The following is a 20837-nucleotide window of genomic DNA, read 5'->3' on the forward strand; positions in this document are numbered from 1 at the left end:
GTAGCCCCATGAAACTCAGCCTGCGTACCGCTTTGCTCACCTTTTCCGCGCTTGCCGCCACCCCCGCACTGGCCGAGCCGCTGGCCGATGCCGATCGCGCCGCGATCCTCGCCGAAGTCGATCGCGGCGCACCCGCAATGGCGCGCAATGCGCTGCAGATCTGGTCTTGGGCCGAAGTCGGCTTCCAGGAGACCAAAAGTTCGGGCCTGCTCCAGAAGGATCTCAAGGCCGCCGGGTTCAAGGTGACGCCTGGGGTCGCCGGCATGCCCACCGCCTTCGTCGCCAGCTTCAGGACGGGCGACGGCCCGGTCATCGGCATTCTTGCTGAGTACGATGCGCTGCCCGGCCTTGCCCAGGCGGCCGAACCGGAACGCCATGCCCTCGACGGCATCGCCGGCCATGCCTGCGGCCACAACCTGTTCGGTGCCGCTTCCGTTGCTGCAGCGATCGCCACCAAGGAATGGATGGTCGCCCACGGCATCAAGGGCGAACTGCGCGTCTACGGCGCGCCGGCCGAAGAGGGCGGTTCGGGCAAGGTGTTCCTCGTCCGGTCCGGGCTGACGAAGGACGTATCCGCCATGCTGCACTGGCATGCAGGCGATGGCTATAGCGCCATGCAGGGCCATGCCCTTGCCAATGTCAGCGCCAAGTTCCGCTTCCACGGCCTGGCCTCCCACGCCGCCGCCGCCCCTGAGCGTGGCCGTTCCGCGCTCGACGGGGTCGAGGCGATGGACAACATGGTCAACATGATGCGCGAGCACGTGCCGCAGGAAACGCGCATTCACTACGTCATCACCGATGGCGGCAAGGCCCCCAATGTGGTGCCCGACACCGCCGAGGTCTACTACTACGTGCGGCATCCCGACCAGCAGCAGGTCGCCGATATCATGGAGCGCGTGAAAAAGGCCGCTGAAGGCGCTGCGCTGGGCACCGGCACCACGGTGACCTATGACCAGATCGGCGGAACCTTCGACCTGCTGCCGAACGACACGCTGGGCCATGTGATGTACGACAATCTCAAGCAGGTTCCGCTGCCCACCTACACCGCGCAGGAACAGGCCTTCATCGACAAGCTCGCGGTCACGCTGCCCAAGGGCGGGCGCAAGCGCGAGACGGGCGTGGCGCCCTATTCCAGCGGCGAGATCATGTCGGCCTCCACCGACGTCGGCGATGTCAGCTACACCACCCCCACGGCAGGGCTTTCCACCGGCACCTGGGTTCCCGGTACGCCGCCGCACAGCTGGCAGGCGGTCGCCGCCAGCGGCACCAGCATCGGCACCAAGGGCGCTGAAGTCGCCGCCAAGACCCTGGCCCTGACGGCAGCGCAGCTGTTTCAGAGCCCCGACACGCTGGCGGCAGCGAAGAAGGAGCTGGATGAACGGCGCGGGGCCGACTTCGTCTACCACTCGCTGCTCGGCGACAAGGCTCCTTCGCTCGATTACCGCAAGGCGCCCGCTTCCAGGAATTGACCGAACCCATCCTGAACCCGGTTCCGCCCCAATAACTTGGGCGGAACCGGGGCTTTTTTTGGTCATGCCCGGGCATTGTCCGGCTCAAGCGGAATTACATCACTCATGTCGCGTCGCCTGACGACCTTCATCGTCGCCGGGATGGTCTCCGGCATCTGCGCGGGGTTCGCCGCAAACCAGCTCGTCGGTGACACGCAGGCGGCGGCGAAGGAGGTCGCGGGATACTTTCACCTCCTTGCCGACATCTTCCTTCATCTCATCAAGATGATAATCGCCCCGCTCGTCTTCTCCACGCTGGTGGCGGGCATGGCGCATATGGGGGACAGCGGCGCGCTGGGCCGCATCGGCGGGCGGGCCATGGCGTGGTTCCTCACCGCCAGCCTGTTGTCGCTGGCACTGGGCCTCGTCTTCGTGAATGTGCTGGCGCCGGGGGATGGACTGCATCTGGTGCGGACCGGAGCCGCTGCCGCCGTGGATGCACAGGCGCTCAATTTCCGCGACTTCGTGCTGCACGTGTTCCCGACCTCGATGGTCGGCGCGATGGCGGAGAATTCGATCCTGCAGATCGTCGTCTTCTCGATATTCGTGGGCGTTGCCCTCACGGCCATCGGCGAGGAGGCGAAACCGATCGTCACCCTCATCGAAGCGATGGTGAAGATGATGCTCACCGTCACCGGCTACGTCATGCGAATGGCGCCGCTCGCGGTGTTCGGCGCGCTGGCAGCCGCGATCACCACCGAGGGGCTCGGCGTGCTGCGCACCTTCGGACGGCTCGTCGGAGAATTCTACCTTGCGCTGGGCGCACTGTGGCTGCTGCTCATCGCAGCAGGAGCGCTGTTCCTTGGCAAGCGCATCTTCGATCTGCTGCGCCACGTCCGCGAGCCGGTACTGCTGGCGTTCTCCACCGCATCTTCGGAAGCCGCCTATCCCAAGATGCTCGAACAGCTCGATCGCTTCGGCGTGCCGCGCCGCATCTACAGCTTCATCCTGCCGCTGGGCTACAGTTTCAACCTCGACGGCTCGATGATGTACGCGACCTTCGCTACGCTATTTATCGCACAGGCCTACGGCATAGACCTGCCGATCCTCACGCAGATTACCATCCTCCTGGTCCTTATGGTGACCAGCAAAGGCATCGCTGCGGTCCCCCGCGCCTCTTTGGTGGTGGTGGCAGCGACTTTGGGACAGTTTGACCTTCCGGTGGAGGGCATCGCCTTTATCCTCGCCGTCGATCATTTCATGGACATGGGCCGGACAGCAACCAACGTGCTGGGGAATGCGATCGCGACAGCGGTAGTCTCGAAATGGGAGGGCGCACTCGCTGTGCCGGCTGACAATATGCCGGTTTCGTCAGCAACTTCGGGAGACTGATCACCGAGCAGCGGGGGCTTTCGGCGCTCAACGGTTTCGGCAAGTTCGAGATCAAGGGCGGCCCGAAAGCGTGAAGGCCGCGCTCCCGCCAAGGCGATGAAGGACAAGCTGAACGGTTGATTTGAGAGGGCGGCCGTTCCCCTCAACGCCGCACTTCAGGCTTGAAGAAAAACAGGCCACTTGCGAGCGTTGGGTGAGAATTAAACGCCTATCAGCGAGGCCAGGTGTTTGCCTGCTTGGCCGTTATTTCGCGGACCGGGCTGCGGAGCTGGGCTCCGTGCTCTGGATCGGTGATCGTGGCGGGATCCACAAAACCGTAGAAGATCCCTTGCGACGGCGAGGCTCCGCGCTGCTCGATATCGCCGATCAGATGGGCGTTGCCGGACAACACGATGCCCTTTTCATATTCGCCGATACCCAGCATCACGGTGTTCGTGCGGGCGGATTCGCGAAGGATGGTGTCCCCTCTAAGGACGCTCAGCCCACCCACTACGGCATTGTCGCGAACTTGCGCCTGATCGAGCACGACGGCGTGATCCTCGATCCTCGCGTTGCCGGTAACAGTGCCGGAGATGACCCGCGCATAGGGGCCTATGTAGGCGCAGGCTGCTACCTGCGCGTTCGGGCCGACCCAGCCGCCGCCGTTCCCGTGGCGGTGGCCGCCGGGGATCGCTGCGGGCGCACCGGGCTGGTAGCGTTCGGGCATGGCGCCCTCGAACTGGGCCATCCACGGGTATCGGTAGATCGAATACCAGGGCTGGTCCCACCGGATCTGCTGCATCTGCGACGGCGCCGCCATGACCATCAGGAACAGCCCGGTGTCGCCCGGCTGCACGTCGATCGAGGCTTCGGCCTTGGCGCCGCGCTGCAGCGGGGCGTAGCGGCTCTTGCCGTCCGCGCCCACGGCCACGAGGCCCCAGCGCCAGCCCGATGACGGCGGCGGGATCGCTGAAGGCTCGTCGGCGAGGCCGGGGAGGGAGGCGGCGTCGCTGGTCTGCTGTACCATGCCCCGGAACGACACGGTCACGCGGCTGCTGCCCGCGTCGGGGTAGAGCTTGACCATGTTGTAGCCCCAGCGCTGCGGCGCCCACATCTCGGGCACGGCGAAGCGCCGTTTGGCCAGGTCGATGGGGTCCAGCACGGTGGCGGAGAGGATGCCGGCGTCGGTGGTCTGGTCGTATGTGCCGTAGTTCTTGCGGAAGACCGCGCCCTGGTCCGAGCCGTCCGGGTTGGTGTAATCCCAGTTGGCATTGTGCAGCGCCCAGTCGCCGAAAGCGTCGTTGAGCTGTGACTGGCTCCAGCCCATGTTCTGCTTCAGGACGCTGATCGGATCGGCGGTCAGGTGTGCGGGGTCGGCGGTGCCGGGAGCCTTGCGCCAGATGTCGTTGATCGCCTCGAAACCGTGCTTGTCCTTGATGTATTCAAGGAACTGCCAGTTGCAGTAGCGCGATCGCGTGGAGCCGTAATAGAGGTGCGGGTACTGCTTGAGCAGGACCGAGCAATGAGTATTCTCGCGGAATTCCGGCAGTTGTACGGTCATCCAGTTGGCGTGGCTTTCGAACAGCCAGCCGGTGAAGGGTGAGTCCATTAGGTGGCCGGTTGCGGCCTGCAGCGCGTGGGTCAGTTCATGCGCCAGCCCGAAACGGTCCCTCAGCGCGCCGGGGCCGATCCACATGCCCATGTGGCCGAGCTGATCGGTGCCGCCGGTCAACCCGTAATCGACGCCGATATAGGCGTTGACCTTGAACTTCTCGGCCGAGCCGCAGTGCGGTTCGGGGAAGTGCAGGGTGCCGATGAAATAGTCCCACACGTATTCAAGGCGTTTCACCGCCCCTTGCGCATCGGCCTGGGTGACGGTGCCCGGCTTCCAGTGCAGCGCGAAGTGGGCGCTCTGCATCTGCAGGGGCAGGGCGGAATTGACCGCGTCGGACGGGTCGGTATCCGCCACGCCCCACGGTCCGGCCGCGCAGGCCTGACCGGAAGGCGCGGCGGGGGCCTCAGGCACCGGCGCGGCGATCGCTGCGGGGGGGAGGAGGGCGCCGGAAAGGATGAGCGCCAGCGCCGATGCCTGAAGCAGATTCTTCATATCAGCGCGGGTTCAGCGTGACGGTGGTGACGCCGCTACCCAGCGGGATCGCATAACCGCCCCGGTCCGCCGTGCCGGTTTGCGTGGTATAGACGCGGGCGCCCTGCGCGGTGGTTTCGAACAGCAGACGTGCGGTGGGCGCGGCGGTGCTGGCAGGGTCGAGGGTGAGCACGACCTTGCCGGACTTCGTATCGTACTGCGCGCTCTGGATGCGGCCTGCCTCCAGCGTGATCCACAGGCCTGCGGGCGCCACGAACAGGCGGCGGCGGGCGCCGTCCTTCGGAACCATGCTGACCTGCGTGCCCTTGGCCTTGAGGTCTCCGCCAAAGCCCACCCAGCCCAGCTGCGCATCGTTGACCATGTAGCTGGCCGAGGTGATCGCATGGCCGTAGAAGCCCATGCCGTAATCGCCGGTGATGACGTCCCATTTCATCATGTCGGGCCACGAGTGGAACGCGGCCGAGCCGAAGCCCTCCTGATCGATGTTGGTCACGCCGCCCATCATGCCGCCGTAAGCGACGCGCAGCAGGTGCAGGTCGGTGGGGTTCTGGCGATAGGCATCGAACAGCGGAACGGCGTTCAGCGCCGAGCCGTAATGGTGGATCTGCCGCTCGATGCGCGAAACCTTGCCGCCGTATAGGAAGTCCCAGTAACGGCGGGCATTGCCGTTGTAGCCCCAGCTGGGGATCGTGGGATCATAGCCCAGGATCACTTCGCGGGTCACGTCCGCCTGCGGCTGGTAGTTGAAATAGCGCATCCACGCATAGACTTCGGGCTGGCCGGTGGAATCCCATGCCATCTCGCTGCCGAAGGGGAATTTCAGCGTGCGCCAGTGATCGGCGCGGCCCTTCATCAGGCCTTCCATCTGGGTGGCTTCGGCAGTCAGGCCCTCGCGCTTCAGATCCTTGAGGACGTCGAGGAAGATGTCGCCCTCCATCTGCCCGAACTGCGCGTAATACGGCGCATCGCGCATCATCGCCACCGAGGTGCGATAGGCCCACTCAAGGTAGAACTTCCAGTCGTGCTGCTTGACCAGACCCTGGCTGTCGCGGGCAAGGCGGTAGAGCACCCAGTGGCCGATCGCGACGTGGGGATAGTTGTAGGACCGGCCCAGATCGTCCGAATCCTTTTTCGACCACGCGGTCCAGTTCTTCCAGTTGATCTTGGGGTCGTAATAGTCCGGAAATTCCTTGGGGTCGTAGTAGAACAGGCTCTTCTTGACCGCGCCGGCCTGCGGGCCTTCGGCGATCTGGAGGTGGCCGATCACGGTCTCGTTGACGAGGCGTTCCAGCTTGGCGACTTCCTCGGCATTCGGGTTGTCGAGCTGCTTGATAGCTGCTGCCACCCACGATCCGGCGCCGCCTTCATCGCTCATGCCCGAAACCCAGACGCGGCCGTCCTGCGTGAGGATCTTGTTGTCCTCGCGGTCGTAGGAGAGGATCGCGGGAGAGCGGTGGAACGGGTCGTCCTTACCTTCGAACCACTGCTTCGTGGTAGTGAAGTTGCCGATATCGGCCATGACCTGATCGAGCGGCTTGGTGATGTAATAGCTCACCGTCTGCTTCTGCCCGTCGGCATACGTGACGGTCAGGCGGGCCTGACCCCAGCCGCTGGCCTTCACCTGATAGCGCGCCCAGCCGTTTCCGGCCTTTTCGGTGGTCGCGGTCAACGCGCCGAGCGGGAAGGATTCGATCCTGGCGACCTTGCTCGGCGTCTTAAGGAAGAGGCTGGCGGTCTGGTCGGTGGGGACCACGTAGCCGGGAATGCCGACCGCGACGGGGCGCTTGTTGGCGACCAGCGTGTCCTCGATCGCGCGCACGCTGGGGGCGGTCACGAAGCGCAGGCCGATGGTGCGGCTTTCACCGGGGGCGAGGGTGATGCTGGTCGCCTCGTTCCACTGCTGGCCGGCCTTGGCCCATTCCTTCTCGGCAAAGCCCTTGCTGGCGACGGTCCAGTCGTAAAAGCCCTCGGAAACCTGGGTGCGCGGGCTGCGGTCGGTGAAGATATCGTCCCTGGGCGCGGCGCGCTTTTCCAGAACCGGGCGATAGGCTTCGAGCGGGGTGCCCTTTTCGGGCAGCACCAGCAGCGCCGGGCCTTGCCCGTTCAGGCGGGTGACCTGAAGGTAGCCGGCATCGCGCCCGATATAGGGATCGACGAAGCTGGCCTGCGCGTGCGCCTGATCCAGATCGCGGTCGAGGATGATGTTGTCGAACACCATCGGCATGCCGAGGCCGCCGATCTCTACCGCCGCGTCCGACGTGTTCACCAGCGTGAAGCGCATTGCAAGCACGCCGGAATCGTTCACCCAGCGGCGCTCGACGCGCAGCGGCATCGCACTGCCCATCGAGGCGGTGATGTCGGCAGCGGCAAGCACGTCGCCGCCGCCCGGAAGCGCGGTGATCTGCTTGCGCGCGTGGGCGGAGGAGAAGTCCTGCCAGTCGGACCCGGCGGTCTTCAGGCGGATGTGGATGTCGCCGATGTGGACGTAGCCGTCGCCGGCGCGCTCCGGTTCGCGCGATGCGGGCACGAAGTCGAACGCGGCGTCGGCGGTGGGGGACAGGTGCGCAAGGGTCTGGGTATCGGCGCGCAGGGATAGGTCGAAGGTCGGCGTGGTCATGCCGGTGGTCTGGATCGGTGGGAACACCGGCTTGGGCTGTTCGGCGCCTTCTTCGGCCCTCGCTGCAGCCATCGGCAGCATGGCCGGAACGGCAGCCAGCATCAGTGCGACAAGGGGCAGGGGCTTCAGGAGACGCTTCATTTCAGATCCTCGCACGCAAGATTTCACTGGGCCGCGGGGGCGGCAGGCCTGGCCGGGGTGACCGGGCCAAGCGGGGGCGGGGTTTCGCCCAGAAGGTATTGGGTGAAATAGTCCCGCTGCTTCTTGAAGAAGAACGGCTGGTTCACTCGGTGAGTGGTGTTGGGCAGCACGACGAGGTCGACATCGCGCCCGGCATCCATCAGCGCCTTGGCAAGACGGAAGCTCTCGGTAACGGGCACGTTGTCGTCGATATCGCCGTGGATCAGCAGCAGGTGGCCCTTGAGCTGCCCCGCCACTGACATGTTGGAATTACGCTCCCAGGTCGCCTCGTCCGGGTTGCCCATCGACACTTCGGGCCACCAGGTCTTGTCCAGCCTGAGGTCGTGGTTGCCAGATGACGATACGCCGACCTTGAAGAAGTCCGGCCGCCGCAGCACGAAACGCGCGGTGTCATAGCCGCCCGCCGAACCGCCGAACACGCCGACGCGGTTCACGTCCATGTAGGGGTACTTCGCGGCCATCTGGCGGATCAGGGCGATGTGATCGTCGAGCCCGACTTCGCCAAGGTTTTGGAAAGCGGGAAGGCGGAAGGCCTGTCCGCGCCGCGATGTACCGGTGCCGTCGATCATGACGACGATGGCACCGATCTGGGCAAGGCTGTTGCCGCCCACGCGCCGCGCATCGGACCATGTGGCAGGCACATCGGTGGTCGTCGGGCCGGTGTAGACGTTGTCTATGACCGGGTAGGTACGCTTCGGGTCGAAGTTCGCGGGGCGCAGGATCATGCCGTAGATCGGCGTCGTGCCGTCTGCGGCCAGGCCCTTGAACGGTTCGGGCGCGGTGAAGCCCCTGGCCATCAGGCGGCTGTCGTCGGCCTTCGCCAGTTCCTTGACGATCCTGCCGGTCCTGCCGTCGCGCAGCACCGCGCGGGTGGGCGAGGTGGGGCTGGACATCTGGTCGACGATCCACTTTCCGTCGGGCGATACCTTGGCATCGTGATCGAGCGGCTCGGGCGTCAGTTCGGTAAGGGTGCCGCCCTTGGTCGGCACGCGGTAGAGCGCCCGCCAGTAAGGGTTGCGCTGCGCTTCGCGGCCCACGCCGGTCACTACAAGCGCGGACTTGTCTTCGTCCATGTGGTCGACGGAGAGGACTTCCCACGCCCCCTGCGTCAGCGCGGTGCCGCCGTCCGGCGCATCGGGGCTGACGAGGTAAAGCTGCGCCCACCCGCTCCGCTCGGAAATCGACAGTTCGCCGCCAAGCTCGGGCGAGGGCATCATCATGCTGGAGGTCACCGTGACCACCGGCTTGACCGCTTCATGCGCCACGATGCGGGCGGCGCCGGTTGCGGGATCGGCGATGTAGACGGCCTGCTGCTTATAGCCGCGCTCGGTCCAGAGCATCCGGAGCTTACCATCCACCCAGCCCATGTCGGGCGCGGCGGGGTAGAGCAGGGATTCGGCCGGCATCTGGATCGGCACCAGCTTCGCCTTGCGCGCTTTCATAGCCGCGCGCATGTCGATGACGAAGCGCGACGCCTGCGGCAGTTTCTCGGCCCCTGCCAGCGGATAGACATAGGAGAAGCTGCGCGGATAGAAGCTGCCCGGTGGGTTCTGCTGGGTGATCGAAAGCTTCTTCACCTCGCGCGTGTCGAGCCGCCAGCTGAGCAGATAGCGGCCATCGGGCGACCACTGGGCCGAGACTGGCATCGCCGGTTCCTCGGTGCCTTCGCGCAGGATGTCCGCTAGCTCAGGGATCGAACGGCCATAGGGCTGCTCTCGCGTGCCGTCGGTGGTCAGCGGCACTTCATGTCCGCTTTCAACATCGACCGCTATCAGGTTGAAATCACGCGCGATGATCTTCGTCTTGCCATCGGGAGAAAGCAGGTCGTATTCGCGGTGGTCGGCTTCTTCTATCTGCGCGGCCTTGCCGGCGGCATCGACGCTCCACAGGGCACCGTCGAAGGCTTTGAACTTCAGCTCATCCCTGGCCGGATCGTAATCGACGTCGGTGATCCGCGCCTCGTCGATCGTCACATTCTTGCCCTTCGTGGCAGACAACGCAGCGAGGAGTTTCGCGGTCGTCGTCACCTCCCGCGTTTCCCGCGTAGCGAGGTTAAGCAACTGGTAGCGCTGGTCGAGGCGGTTGCCGATGCGATAGAACAGCCCGCCCTCAACGAAGCGCGGGGCGATATCGGCATTGTCGATAAGGTCGCCAAGCGCATTGCCGAGAAACGCATCGGCCGCTGCATAGCGCTGGGCAATACTGGGCTGCGAAGGCGACGTGGCAGTGCGCGAGGTTGCGGCATGGGCGGTGGGCGTCACCGTCATGGCGGCTCCAAGACTGGCACCAACGGTTGCCCATGCGAATGCGAACAGGCTGACGGAACGGGACATGCGAGAAAGTGGTGAGCTCACGGCTGACGGCCCGTCGATTATTTCAGGGGAGACGCCTTTGTCATGACCGCCGCTTAAGAAAGCGTCAAGAAGAATATACGATATATGATCTGCGCTTTTTCGGGTCCTCTTGCGCTATATGCGTGTTACACGACCGGACGCATGAAGAAAGAAAGCACGATGGCCGATTTGGGATTGGGCGAAGAGATCGAAGGGCTGCCATTGCCGAGTGGGCGGTTGCACCATGTCGTGGCTCAGCGGCTGGCGACCCAGATCGTCAGCGGCGACACGCCTTGCGGGCATGTCTTCCCCGCTGAGGTCGAACATGCCGAGATGCTCGGCGTTTCGCGCTCGGTCCTGCGCGAGGCGTTCCGGGTGCTCACTGCCAAGGGCCTGGTCAGCAGTCGGCCCAAGGCGGGGACGCGCATCAACGAGCGGCGCAAGTGGAACCTGCTCGATCCCGATGTGCTGGGTTGGCAGATCCAGTGCGGGGCTAGCGATGAATTCCTGCGTGACCTGTTCGAACTGCGCATGGTCGTGGAGCCCCAGGCCGCCGAGATGGCCGCCATGCGCCGTGACGAAAGGCAACTGGTCGACATGGCCAACGCGCTCGACGCTATGGAGCGCTTCACACTTTCCACCCCCAAAGGCCGCGCGGCAGATATCCGGTTCCACGAACTGCTGATGGAGGCGACCCGCAACGAGATGCTGCTGGCGCTATCGAACTCGATTTCCACTGCCATCGCCTCGACCACGGCGATCAAGCAGAGCCGCGACGGATCGCCTCGCGATGCGATGCCGGAGCATTATGCGCTCTATACCCAGATCGCGGATCGCAACCCCAGGCAGGCGCGCAGGGCGATGATCACGCTGATTGAACTTGCCCATTCCGACACGAAGATCGCCCTCAAGCGCTGACGGGCAAGGCTGCCAAGCGGGGTTGACTCTGCCCACCCGGCTTCTATCAATAACGTATACGATATTCGATAGGAGTTTTGAGGGCATGAAGGCCAGTCGGCGCGAATGGATGGCGGGTGTTGCGGCACTGGCGCTTTGCTCTGTTCCCTTGAAGGGTTTTGCCGCGATAGTGGCGCCCAAGGTGCCGCTCAAGGCGAAGCCTCTGCCGCTGACCGACGTGCGCCTGCGTCCCTCGGCCTATGCGACTGCGGTGGAAGTCAACATCGACTACCTGATGTCGCTCAGTCCCGACCGTTTCCTGCACAATTTCCGCAAGTATGCCGGGCTTGAGCCGAAGGCGCCGATCTATGGCGGCTGGGAATCGGACACCATCGCCGGTCACACCCTTGGCCACTACATGACGGCGCTGGTGCTGGGCTGGCAGCAGACCGGCAACCCGGAATGCCGCAAGCGCGCCGACTATATCGTCGAGGAACTGGCGCTATGCCAGTCGAAGCGCAGCGATGGCTACATCGGCGCGCTGGGCCGCAAGACCAAGGACGGCACGATCGTCGACGGCGAGGCGATCTTCCCAGAAGTCATGCGCGGCGAGATCAAGTCCGGCGGGTTCGACCTCAACGGATCGTGGTCGCCGCTTTATACGGTGCACAAGTATTTCGCCGGATTGCTCGATGTCCATGCCGCCTGGGGTAATGCCAGGGCGCTGGAAGTGGTGATCGGCCTTGGCGGGTATTTCGAGAAGGTCTTCGCTGCGCTCGACGACAAGCAGATGCAGGAGCTGCTGGGGTGCGAATATGGCGGCCTGAACGAGAGCTATGCCGAACTCTACGCCCGCACCGGCGACCTGCGCTGGCTGAAGGTTGCCGAGAGCATCTTCGACCGCCGCGTTCTGGCGCCGCTGGAAGCGCAGGAGGACAAGCTCTCCAACTTTCACGCCAACACCCAGGTGCCCAAGCTGATCGGCCTTGGGCGCATCCACGAACTGACCGGCAAGGAAGCGCCGGGCAAGGCCGCACGCTTTTTCTGGGAGCGCGTGACCGGGCACCACAGCTACGTGATCGGCGGCAATGCCGACCGCGAATATTTCTTCGAGCCGGACACGGTGGCGCTGCATCTCACGGAATCGACCTGCGAGCACTGCAACACCTACAACATGCTCAAGCTGACCCGCCAGCTCTACAGCTGGCAGCCCGACGGCGCCGCGTTCGATTATTACGAGCGCGCGCATCTGAACCACGTCATGTCGGCGCAGAACCCGGCGACGGGCGGCTTCACTTACATGACCCCGATGATGAGCGGCACTGCGCGCGGCTATTCGCAGCCGAACGAGGATTCGTTCTGGTGCTGCGTCGGCTCGGGCATGGAAAGCCATGCCAAGCATGGCGATTCCATCTACTGGGAGGGCGACGATACCTTGTTCGTCAACCTCTACATCCCCTCCAGCGTGCAGTGGCAGGCCAAGGGCGTCGCTGCGACGATCGACACCGAATATCCGTTCAAGTCCGATGTGCGCTTCACGCTGGATGCAGTGAAGCAGGGCAAGTTCGCGCTGGCGCTGCGCATTCCGGCATGGTCGGGCGGCAAGGCGGCGATCACCGTCAACGGTGCGCCGGTGCCTTCGACGCCGACCAACGGCTATGCCTTCATCGAACGCCGGTGGAAGAAGGGCGACGTCGTCGCGCTGCACCTGCCGCTGGATCTGCGTCTGGAATCCGCGCCCGGCGCGCAGGATGTCGTTGCCGTGGTGCGCGGCCCGCTGGTCCTCGCCGCCGACCTTGGGCCGTCCGAGACGGAGTGGACGGGCGCGGAGCCGGCAATGGTCGGCGATAGCCCGCTCGCCGCCTTCGCGCCGATGGTTTCGGATCGCCCGCGCTTCCAGACCGCTGGGATCATCCGTCCGGGCAACCTGACCTTCGTGCCGTTCTACAGCCAGTACGACCGGCGCAGCGCAGTCTACTTCAAGCGCTTCACCGAGGCTGGCTGGAAGACCGAGGAAGCCGCCTTCCTCGCCGAACAGGCCCGCCAGAAGGACCTCGCGGCACGCTCGATCGACTTCATGCACCTGGGTGAAATGCAGCCCGAGCGTGACCACGCCCTGACATCGGAACTCTCATACCCCGCATCGTACCGGGGCCGTAATGGCCGCGATGCGCGTTCGGGCGGGTTCTTCGAGTTCACGATGAAGGTGAAGCCCGGTCCGCTGCTGCTTCAGGCCAGTTACTGGGGCGATGAGCGGTCGCGCATTTTCGATATTCTCGTCGACAATGTGAAGGTCGCCACGCAGCGTCTTGAAAACGATCGCCCGGGCAAGTTCTTCGACGTCGATTATCCGCTGCCCGAGGCTGTGACCAAGGGCAAGAGCAGCGTGAAGGTGCGCTTCGTGCCGCATGATCGCAGTTCCGCCGGCCCGGTCTTCGGCGTGCGCCTGTTCACGGCGAAATGAGCATGACGGACGAGGTTGCGCTGACGCTGGCCGAGGCCGATGAACTGGCGCGCACCGTGCTGCAGGCATGGGGGCTGGCGCCAGACCATGCCGCCGCCGTGGCGCAAACGATGGTCTCTGGCGAACGTGACGGTTGCACCTCGCACGGGCTGTACCGGCTGCTGGTGGCGGCGAACTCGGTCGAGCGCGGCGTCGTCGTGCCCGATGCGGTGCCGGAAGTGAGCGAGCCGGCCACTGCGCTGGTGCGCGTCGACGGGAAGGGCGGCTTTGCGCAGCTGCCCTTCCAGCAGGGTATGCCGCTGCTGGTCGAGAAGGCGCGCCGCTACGGCATCGCTGCCATGGCGCTGAACAACGTGGTCCACTTCGCCGCGCTCTGGCCCGAGGTTGAGGCGCTGGCGGAGCAAGGGCTGGTCGTGCTGGCCTTTACCCCCAGCCATGCCTGGGTTGCACCGGAGGGCGGCACCCTGCCGGTGTTCGGCACTAACCCGATCGCTTTCGGCTGGCCGCGACCCGGCCGAGCGCCGTTCGTGTTCGATTTCGCCACCAGCGCCGTCGCGCGCGGGGAGATCGAACTGCACCGCCGCGCGGGCAAGGCGATCCCGCTGGACTGGGGCTATGACGCGGGCGGCAATCCTTCTGCGGATGCCAAGGCGGTGCTGGACGGCGCGATGCGTACATTCGGCGCCCATAAGGGATCGGCGCTGGCGGCGATGGTCGAACTGGTCTCCGGGCCATTGATTGGCGACATGACGAGCGCGGAATCACTTGCAGCGGATGAAGGGCGCGGCGGGGCGCCGCTGGGCGGCGAACTGATCGTTGTCATCGACCCGGCCGGGTTCCTCGGCACCGGACTAAACGCGCACCTGAGCCGAGCTGAAGCCATGTTCGCCGCGATCGAGGAGCAGGGCGCACGCCTTCCCGGATCGCGTCGCCTCGTCGCCCGAGCACGCTCTGCCGTAGAGGGGCTGCGGATACCCGCGAAGCTCCATCAGGATATTATCGAGGTTCTCGAAAGGGGAAATGACGTGAACAAAACGGTTGCCCGCGCGATGTTGCTGGCCGGCGCTGCCCTTGCCGGCACGCCAACCGTAACTGCCGCTGCCCCCGCCGCCCAGGTCGCGGAGCAGGCAAAGGAAACCGGCGCGGACAAGGCATTCGAGGCGATCTACACCGCCGAATACGAATGGCGCCAGAAGCAGGTCGGCCCTTGCGAGGACACGCCCAAGAACAGCAAGGTCGTTCTCCCCGATCTCAGCCCCAAGGCACAGGCTGAGCGCCTTGCCTGCTGGGAAAAGGTCGAGAAGCAACTCGGCGCGATCCGTCAGGACCGGCTTTCGCCCGCCAACCGCGTCAACTTCGCGGTTTACAAGGGGCAGGTCGATGCGCTGCTGGCATCGCAGCGTTACCGTGACTTCGAAAAGCCGTTCAATGCCGACACCAGCTTTTGGGGCGATCTGGGCGACTGGGCGCGTAATCCGCTGAAGGACAAGGCAGCGGCCGACGACTACCTCGAAATGCTGCGCGAGATCCCGCGCTATTACGAGCAGCAGATCGAGAACATGCGCGCCGGCCTTGCCCGTGGTTTTTCGGCGCCGCATGTCACGCTGGCCGGGCGTGACAAGGGGATCGAACTGGTGGCGCAGGCGAAGACGCCGGAAGCCTCACCCTTCTACGAGCCGTTCAAGGTTCTGCCCCCCACTATCCCCGCTGCCGAGCAGGAAAAGCTGCGCAGCGAAGCGCGCAAGCTGATTACGCAGGGCGTGGCCCCGGCGCACGTCAAGCTGCTGGCCTTCATGCGCGGCGAGTACGATACCGGCGCGCGCAAGACCCTCGCCGCCTATGCCCTGCCTGACGGTGAGGCCTACTACCGCTCGAAGATCCGCGAATTCGTGACGCTCGACAAAAGCCCTGAGGAAATCCACCAGATCGGCCTGTCCGAGATGGCGCGCATCCGCACGCAGATGGCCGAAGTGATGCAGCAGGTGGAATTCAAGGGCGACCTCAAGGCCTTCCTGCATTTCCTGCGCACCGATCCGCAGTTCTATCCCAAGACGCCGAACGAGCTGCTGTACCGCGCCGCGTGGATTGCCAAGACGTTCGACGGCAAGGCCTCGCAGTTCTTCGGACGGATGCCGCGCAGCCGCTTCGCGATCAAGCCGGTTCCAGACGATATCGCGCCGTTCTACACCGGCGGGCGAGGCGGTCCGGGTATCTATCTGGTCAATACCTACAACCTGCCTTCGCGCCCGTTCTACTCGCAGATCGCGCTGACCCTGCACGAAAGTGCGCCGGGCCACGCGATGCAGATGCCGCTTGCCGCCGAGAACGGCGACCTTCCGGCCTTCCGCCGCGACACCTACCTCCCCGCCTATGGCGAGGGCTGGGCGCTCTACTGCGAGGCGCTGGGCGAGGACATGGGCATGTACGAAACGCCCTACGACCGCTTCGGAATGCTGAGCTATCAGGCCTGGCGCGCCTCGCGACTTGTCGTTGATACGGGCGTCCACGCGATGGGCTGGTCGCGCGAACAGGCGCAGGCGTACCTGCGCGAAAATACCGCGCTGTCCGACCACGAGATCGAGACCGAAGTCGATCGCTACATCTCTTGGCCGGGCCAGGCTTTGTCCTACTATATGGGCCAGCTGGCCTTCGTAGATGCGCGCAGTAAGGCCGAGAAGGCGCTGGGTCAGAAGTTCAACATCCGCGCCTTCCACGATGCCGCGCTTGAACTGGGCGGGGTGCCGCTGCCGCTGCTCGACACCCGCGTCGACCAACTCATCAAGGACGGCGGCAAGGGGCCTTACCCCGATGAGGAATGATCCGATGATCCGCATCCTCGCCGCCGTTCTGGGGGCCACTGCGCTGGCCGCTCCCGCCACCGCGCAGGAAGCGCGGGAACTGTCGATACCGGGCAATCCGATCCTTGCGGACGGCGACTACTATTCGGCCGATCCAGCGCCATTCGTGGCGGACGGAGCGCTGTGGATTGTCGCCGGGCGCGATCAGGCACCGAGCGACGTGAACGACTTCGTCATGAGCGAATGGCAACTGCTCAGGACCGAAGACCCGGCCTCTGGCAAGTGGACGCATTACCCCGCCGTAGCCAGGCCCGCTAACATCTTCGCGTGGGCCGAGCCGGACCGCGCCTATGCCGGCCAGATCGTGCAGGGGGCGGACAAACGCTATTACTTCTATGCGCCCGTGATGGAGAAGAACAGCGATGCCGCAGACCGTTTCGCCATCGGCGTGGCGGTGGCGGACAGGCCCACCGGACCATGGCGTGATGCCCATCCGGCAGGGCCGATCATCTCGCAACGAGTGCCCGTCGCCAACGATATCCAGAACATCGACCCCACTGTGCTGATCGACGATGACGGCAAGGTCTACATCTATTGGGGCACGTTCGGAAAGTTGCGCGGTATGGAACTGGCGCGCGACATGATCACCCCCAAAGGCCCGGAGCAGAAGGTCGAAGGGCTGGACGGCTTTTTCGAAGCGCCGTGGATCATGAAGCGCAAGGGCACTTATTACATGCTCTACGCGGGTAACAAGGCGGGGCCGACCTCGGACTGTACCCCGGCGGTGTACCATGCCTGCATCGCCTATGGCAGCGCGCCATCGCCACTGGGTCCGTGGACTTATCGCGGCGTGGCGCTGAAGCCGGTATCCTCGACCACCTCGCACCCCGGCGCGGTGGAGTTCGAGGGCCAGTGGTACATGGCCTATCATACCGCCGATGCGGCAGGCGGCGGCCACTTCCGCCGCAGTGTCGCGCTGGACAAAATGGAGTGGGACGACAGCGTCAGCCCTGCGCGTATCCGCACCGTAGTGCCGACCCTGCGCCCGCAGCCAGCACCCGTTCCCAGCCGCAACATCGCCCGCTCGGCCTGGGCCACCGCTTCGAACTATCCGGTGCCGGTGCAGTTCTGGATCAAGTCGCTCAACGACGGGATCACCAAATCCGCGCCCCTGCCGCCCGACATGTGGGGCAGTTGGACGCAGAGTAACCCGCCGCGCCAGTGGATCGAATATCGTTGGGACAAGCCGGTCACGCTCAACGCCTCGCGTATCTGGTTCTGGAACGACCAGCCTGCCGGTTCGGGTATGGGCGTTGCCCCGCCGGCTGCTTGGCACCTGGAATATTGGCAAAAGGGTTGGAAGCCGGTTCGCGGCGCCAGCGGCTACGGCGTCGCCACCGGAGCCTATCAGGAGGTCTCGTTCCGACCCGTAACCACCCGCTGCCTACGCGCGGTGATGGACGCCTCGACGGACGGCAAAACCCACGCTGCCTTGGCCGTGCAGGAGTGGGAAGCACTGGCACCCGAAGCAGCACCGGTTCGTGTACGCGGACAAGCCGAAGCCGCTACCCGTTGCAATTAGGCACCTTGCGGCATCGCCGATGAAAGCCTGAACGGGGCGCGGGCTAGCAACCGGCGCCCCGAAATTCTTTATTTTCAGCGGTATCCTCCGCCTTTCATTAGTCAGACATAAAATTCACAAATCAGCCATAATCGGCTTGACTCGCCTTGGATATGATAAGAAGTATACGATATAACGTTAAGGTGTCGGATCAAAGGCGCCGGGGTATTCAAACAGGGGGTTTGTGATGACATCTTTAAAAGCCTTGAAGCTTTCGACTGCGCTCTCTTCCATCATGATAATCGCCATTGGCGCGCCAGCCATCGCACAGACTACTGATGTAGCCGTTGATGAGGCGGTCAGAAACGATATCGTCGTAACCGGCGTGCGTGGCAGCGTCGAGGCGGCTGTCACAAAGAAGAAGAATTCCAAGCAGATCGTCGATTCCATCGTGGCCGAGGATGTCGGAAAATTGCCGGACAATAACGTCCCCGAAGCGCTTGCTCGCGTAACTGGCGTGCAGATTGACCGTGCGCGCGGTCAGGGGCAGGACGTTACGATCCGCGGCCTTTCCGGCGTCCAGACCACAGTCAACGGCAACAACACCAATCTCGGTGACGGTCGCTCGCTTAACTTGTCGGACATTCCTGCTGAATTGCTCAAGCAGGTCGATGTCTACAAGACGCGCTCGGCCGATCAAGTGGAAGGCAGCATCGCTGGCGCCGTGAACGTCGAGCTGCGCCGTCCGTTCGACATGAAGAAGGGCTGGACGATCGCAGGCAGTGCGCGCGGTTCCTACGACGACATCTCTGAAAAGGTCAGTCCCTACGGCAGCCTTCTGGTCGCTAACCGTTTCGAAACCGGCATCGGTGAGATCGGTTTCCTTATTAACGCGTCGATGACCAAGACCAACTACCGCGAAAACTTCATCGAAAGCGAATCCCCGTTCTCGGTCACGCCGACCGGCGGCAGCGAGATGGTGATCCCTTACCGCGCCCAGTACGGCCTCGAACAGGGCAGCGTGAAGCGTCCCTCGATCAACGGTGTGCTGCAATGGCGGGCCAGCGACAAACTCGATTTCGTGCTGGAAGGCAGCTACCTCGGCTCACGCGAGAAGCGTTCGGTGGAGCGCCTTTACGTGCAGGACATGCAGGTGGTCCCGAATTACAGCGACCTGGTGTTCATGCCGGACGGCAAGACCGTTAAGTCCGTGACGCTGAGCAATCCGAATGGATTGGCAGCGGGTATCGACAGTCTGTACAACTCGATCCACTCGAACCTTTACACGACCAACCTCGAAGCGCACTGGCATTCGGACCGGGTCCAGATCAATGCGGCCGCCCAGTACAACTGGTCAAACGAAGGCAACTACTTCGTCGAAACCATTCTCAAGCCCGGTAAGATTACCTCGGCCAGCGTCGATTTCGCATCCGACCTCTATAGCAAGGGCGCGCCGTCGATCACCTTCAACGGTGTCGACCTGAATAACCTGTCCTCCTACGGGGTCGAGCGGTTCCAGGACAATCGTGGCGGCTCGAAGAACAAGGAATTCGCCGCCCAGACTGACCTGACCCTGCAGTTGAGCGACACCGGCTTCCTGCGCAATCTGCAGGTGGGTGGCCGCTTCAACCAGCGCCGGACCAGCCGTTACTACGGCTACCGCGACGGTTTCCCGCGTGTCGGCGGCACGTTTGCCCCGCTCAGCATGTTCCCCGGATTCGATGCTGCATCGATGGTCGGGCCTGACATCGGCGGTGCAACCACGCAGTGGTATCGCATTCCCGGTGCATCGGTCCTGAGCAATATCGATGAGATCCGTGCGCTGATCCAGCAGACCGATCCGGCCAATGCGAATAATTTCGCCAGCGTCTATCCGTCGAGCGATCGGGGGCAGACGTTCAGCTCGAACGAGAAGAACTTCGCGGCTTATGCCCAGTTCAACTACGGCTTCGACATTGGCTCGATCCCGGTCGATGGACTTGCCGGTGTGCGCTATACCAATACCTGGGGTACATCGAGCAGCTTCAATTTCCGGCCGGGAGGTATCGTCGAGGCATCGCCCGGCGCGGGAAATTACTTTGACGTGTTGCCTACCGTGACGGCAGTGGTCCACTTTACACCCAAGGCTCAGCTGCGCCTGTCCTATTCCACAAACGTGCAGCGGCCCGGATTCTACGATTCACGCCCGTTCTATACGGTGGATGTCGGCGCTACTTCAGCTGTGGTCTTTGCCGGCAACCCGGCACTGAAGGCACAGCGCGAGCAGGCGTTCGATGTCAGCGCGGAATACTACTTCGGTCGGGGCGGCCAAGTATCTCTTGCCGGTTACTACAAGAAGGCAACCGGCTTCCTCTACTACAGCCGCGAGCAGGCGAGCGCGACCGAGATGGCGGCCTACGGCATTAACCTTGCGGACTATGGTTTGAGCACCGGTTATGTCGAACAGCTGCGTAACGCAGGTGACGGTACATTCGTTGGTCTCGAAGGTACGGTGCAGTCGTTCTTCGACTTCCTGCCGGGTATCCTGAAGAATTTCGGTGCCAGCATGAACGCTAGCCATATCTTGAAGGCTCGGATCGAATATCCTTACCCCGAGGATTTCCCCGGTGCATTCGATTCGCCGAATACGTCGAAGTGGACTGCCAACGCTACGCTGTTCTACGATACGCCCAAGTTCAGCGCACGCGTCGCCTATAACTATCGCTCTTCCTACCGTTTGAGTATCTGGCAGGAAAATCCGGAGTATTCACCCTACAATGGAAGCACTTCCAAGCTGGATGCGGCGCTGAACTATACACCGGTTCCGTTCATGACCCTTTCGCTTGAGGCTTCGAATATCCTGGGTAATGACGTGTTCCGCTACCACGCCAACCAGAACCTGCTGCCGCTGGGTGTGCGCACTCTGGCACGCACGCTTCAAGGCAGTGTTCGCTTCCGCTTCTGATCGGATCGGCGCCTTAGTCAACATGACCGACAGCCGCGCCATCCCAATGGCGCGGCTGTTTTCGTTTCCGCAGCTATTTCAACGAGCGGAGCTTCT

At 63.8% G+C, this 20837-nt stretch carries 10 protein-coding genes; 7 read left to right on the forward strand and 3 right to left on the reverse strand.

Annotated elements, in window-relative coordinates; genetic code table 11:
* The first annotated feature begins 8 nt into the window (after positions 1 to 8).
* Complete coding sequence (locus GVL61_RS16220; RefSeq protein WP_159981701.1) at positions 9 to 1469, forward strand: amidohydrolase; 1461 nt, start codon at positions 9 to 11, stop codon at positions 1467 to 1469.
* A gap of 105 nt (positions 1470 to 1574) precedes the next feature.
* The gene (locus GVL61_RS16225; protein ID WP_159981702.1) at positions 1575 to 2840 is read left to right on the forward strand and encodes a dicarboxylate/amino acid:cation symporter; all 1266 of its coding nucleotides are present in this window, start codon (positions 1575 to 1577) and stop codon (positions 2838 to 2840) included.
* Positions 2841 to 3051: 211 nt separating this feature from the next.
* Here GVL61_RS16225 and GVL61_RS16230 read toward each other — a convergent pair whose 3' ends face one another.
* From GVL61_RS16230 to GVL61_RS16240, 3 genes are read right to left on the reverse strand one after another with little or no spacing between them, the layout of a single operon-like run.
* Entirely contained in the window at positions 3052 to 4926 is a 1875-nt protein-coding gene (locus GVL61_RS16230; RefSeq protein ID WP_159981703.1) for an Svx/AvrXca family virulence/avirulence protein, read from the reverse strand.
* Position 4927: 1 nt separating this feature from the next.
* Positions 4928 to 7684 carry a DUF5695 domain-containing protein gene (locus GVL61_RS16235; protein WP_159981704.1) on the reverse strand — a complete coding sequence of 919 codons (2757 nt, stop codon included), beginning with the start codon at positions 7682 to 7684 and terminating at the stop codon, positions 4928 to 4930.
* Positions 7685 to 7707: 23 nt separating this feature from the next.
* Positions 7708 to 10011, reverse strand: coding sequence for a DPP IV N-terminal domain-containing protein (locus GVL61_RS16240; protein ID WP_159981705.1), 2304 nt, complete (start codon positions 10009 to 10011; stop codon positions 7708 to 7710).
* 228 nt (positions 10012 to 10239) lie between these two features.
* Here GVL61_RS16240 and GVL61_RS16245 point away from each other — a divergent pair, with 228 nt between their 5' ends.
* The 5 genes from GVL61_RS16245 (at position 10240) to GVL61_RS16265 (ending at position 20741) form a co-directional block, all read left to right on the forward strand.
* The gene (locus GVL61_RS16245) at positions 10240 to 10995 is read left to right on the forward strand and encodes a FadR/GntR family transcriptional regulator (RefSeq protein ID WP_235037737.1); all 756 of its coding nucleotides are present in this window, start codon (positions 10240 to 10242) and stop codon (positions 10993 to 10995) included.
* A gap of 85 nt (positions 10996 to 11080) precedes the next feature.
* Positions 11081 to 13438 carry a glycoside hydrolase family 127 protein gene (locus tag GVL61_RS16250; protein WP_235037738.1) on the forward strand — a complete coding sequence of 786 codons (2358 nt, stop codon included), beginning with the start codon at positions 11081 to 11083 and terminating at the stop codon, positions 13436 to 13438.
* 2 nt (positions 13439 to 13440) lie between these two features.
* On the forward strand, positions 13441 to 16257 hold the full coding sequence (locus GVL61_RS25435; protein WP_159981706.1) for a DUF885 family protein: 2817 nt from the start codon (positions 13441 to 13443) through the stop codon (positions 16255 to 16257).
* 4 nt (positions 16258 to 16261) lie between these two features.
* Positions 16262 to 17818 (forward strand): family 43 glycosylhydrolase, encoded by a 1557-nt coding sequence (locus GVL61_RS16260; protein WP_200844810.1) that lies wholly within the window; start codon positions 16262 to 16264, stop codon positions 17816 to 17818.
* A gap of 226 nt (positions 17819 to 18044) precedes the next feature.
* Complete coding sequence (locus tag GVL61_RS16265; RefSeq protein WP_159981708.1) at positions 18045 to 20741, forward strand: TonB-dependent receptor; 2697 nt, start codon at positions 18045 to 18047, stop codon at positions 20739 to 20741.
* The last annotated feature ends 96 nt before the right edge of the window (positions 20742 to 20837 follow it).

It is taken from the genome of Novosphingobium sp. 18050, assembly GCF_902706195.1.
In the GTDB taxonomy this organism is placed as follows: domain Bacteria; phylum Pseudomonadota; class Alphaproteobacteria; order Sphingomonadales; family Sphingomonadaceae; genus Novosphingobium.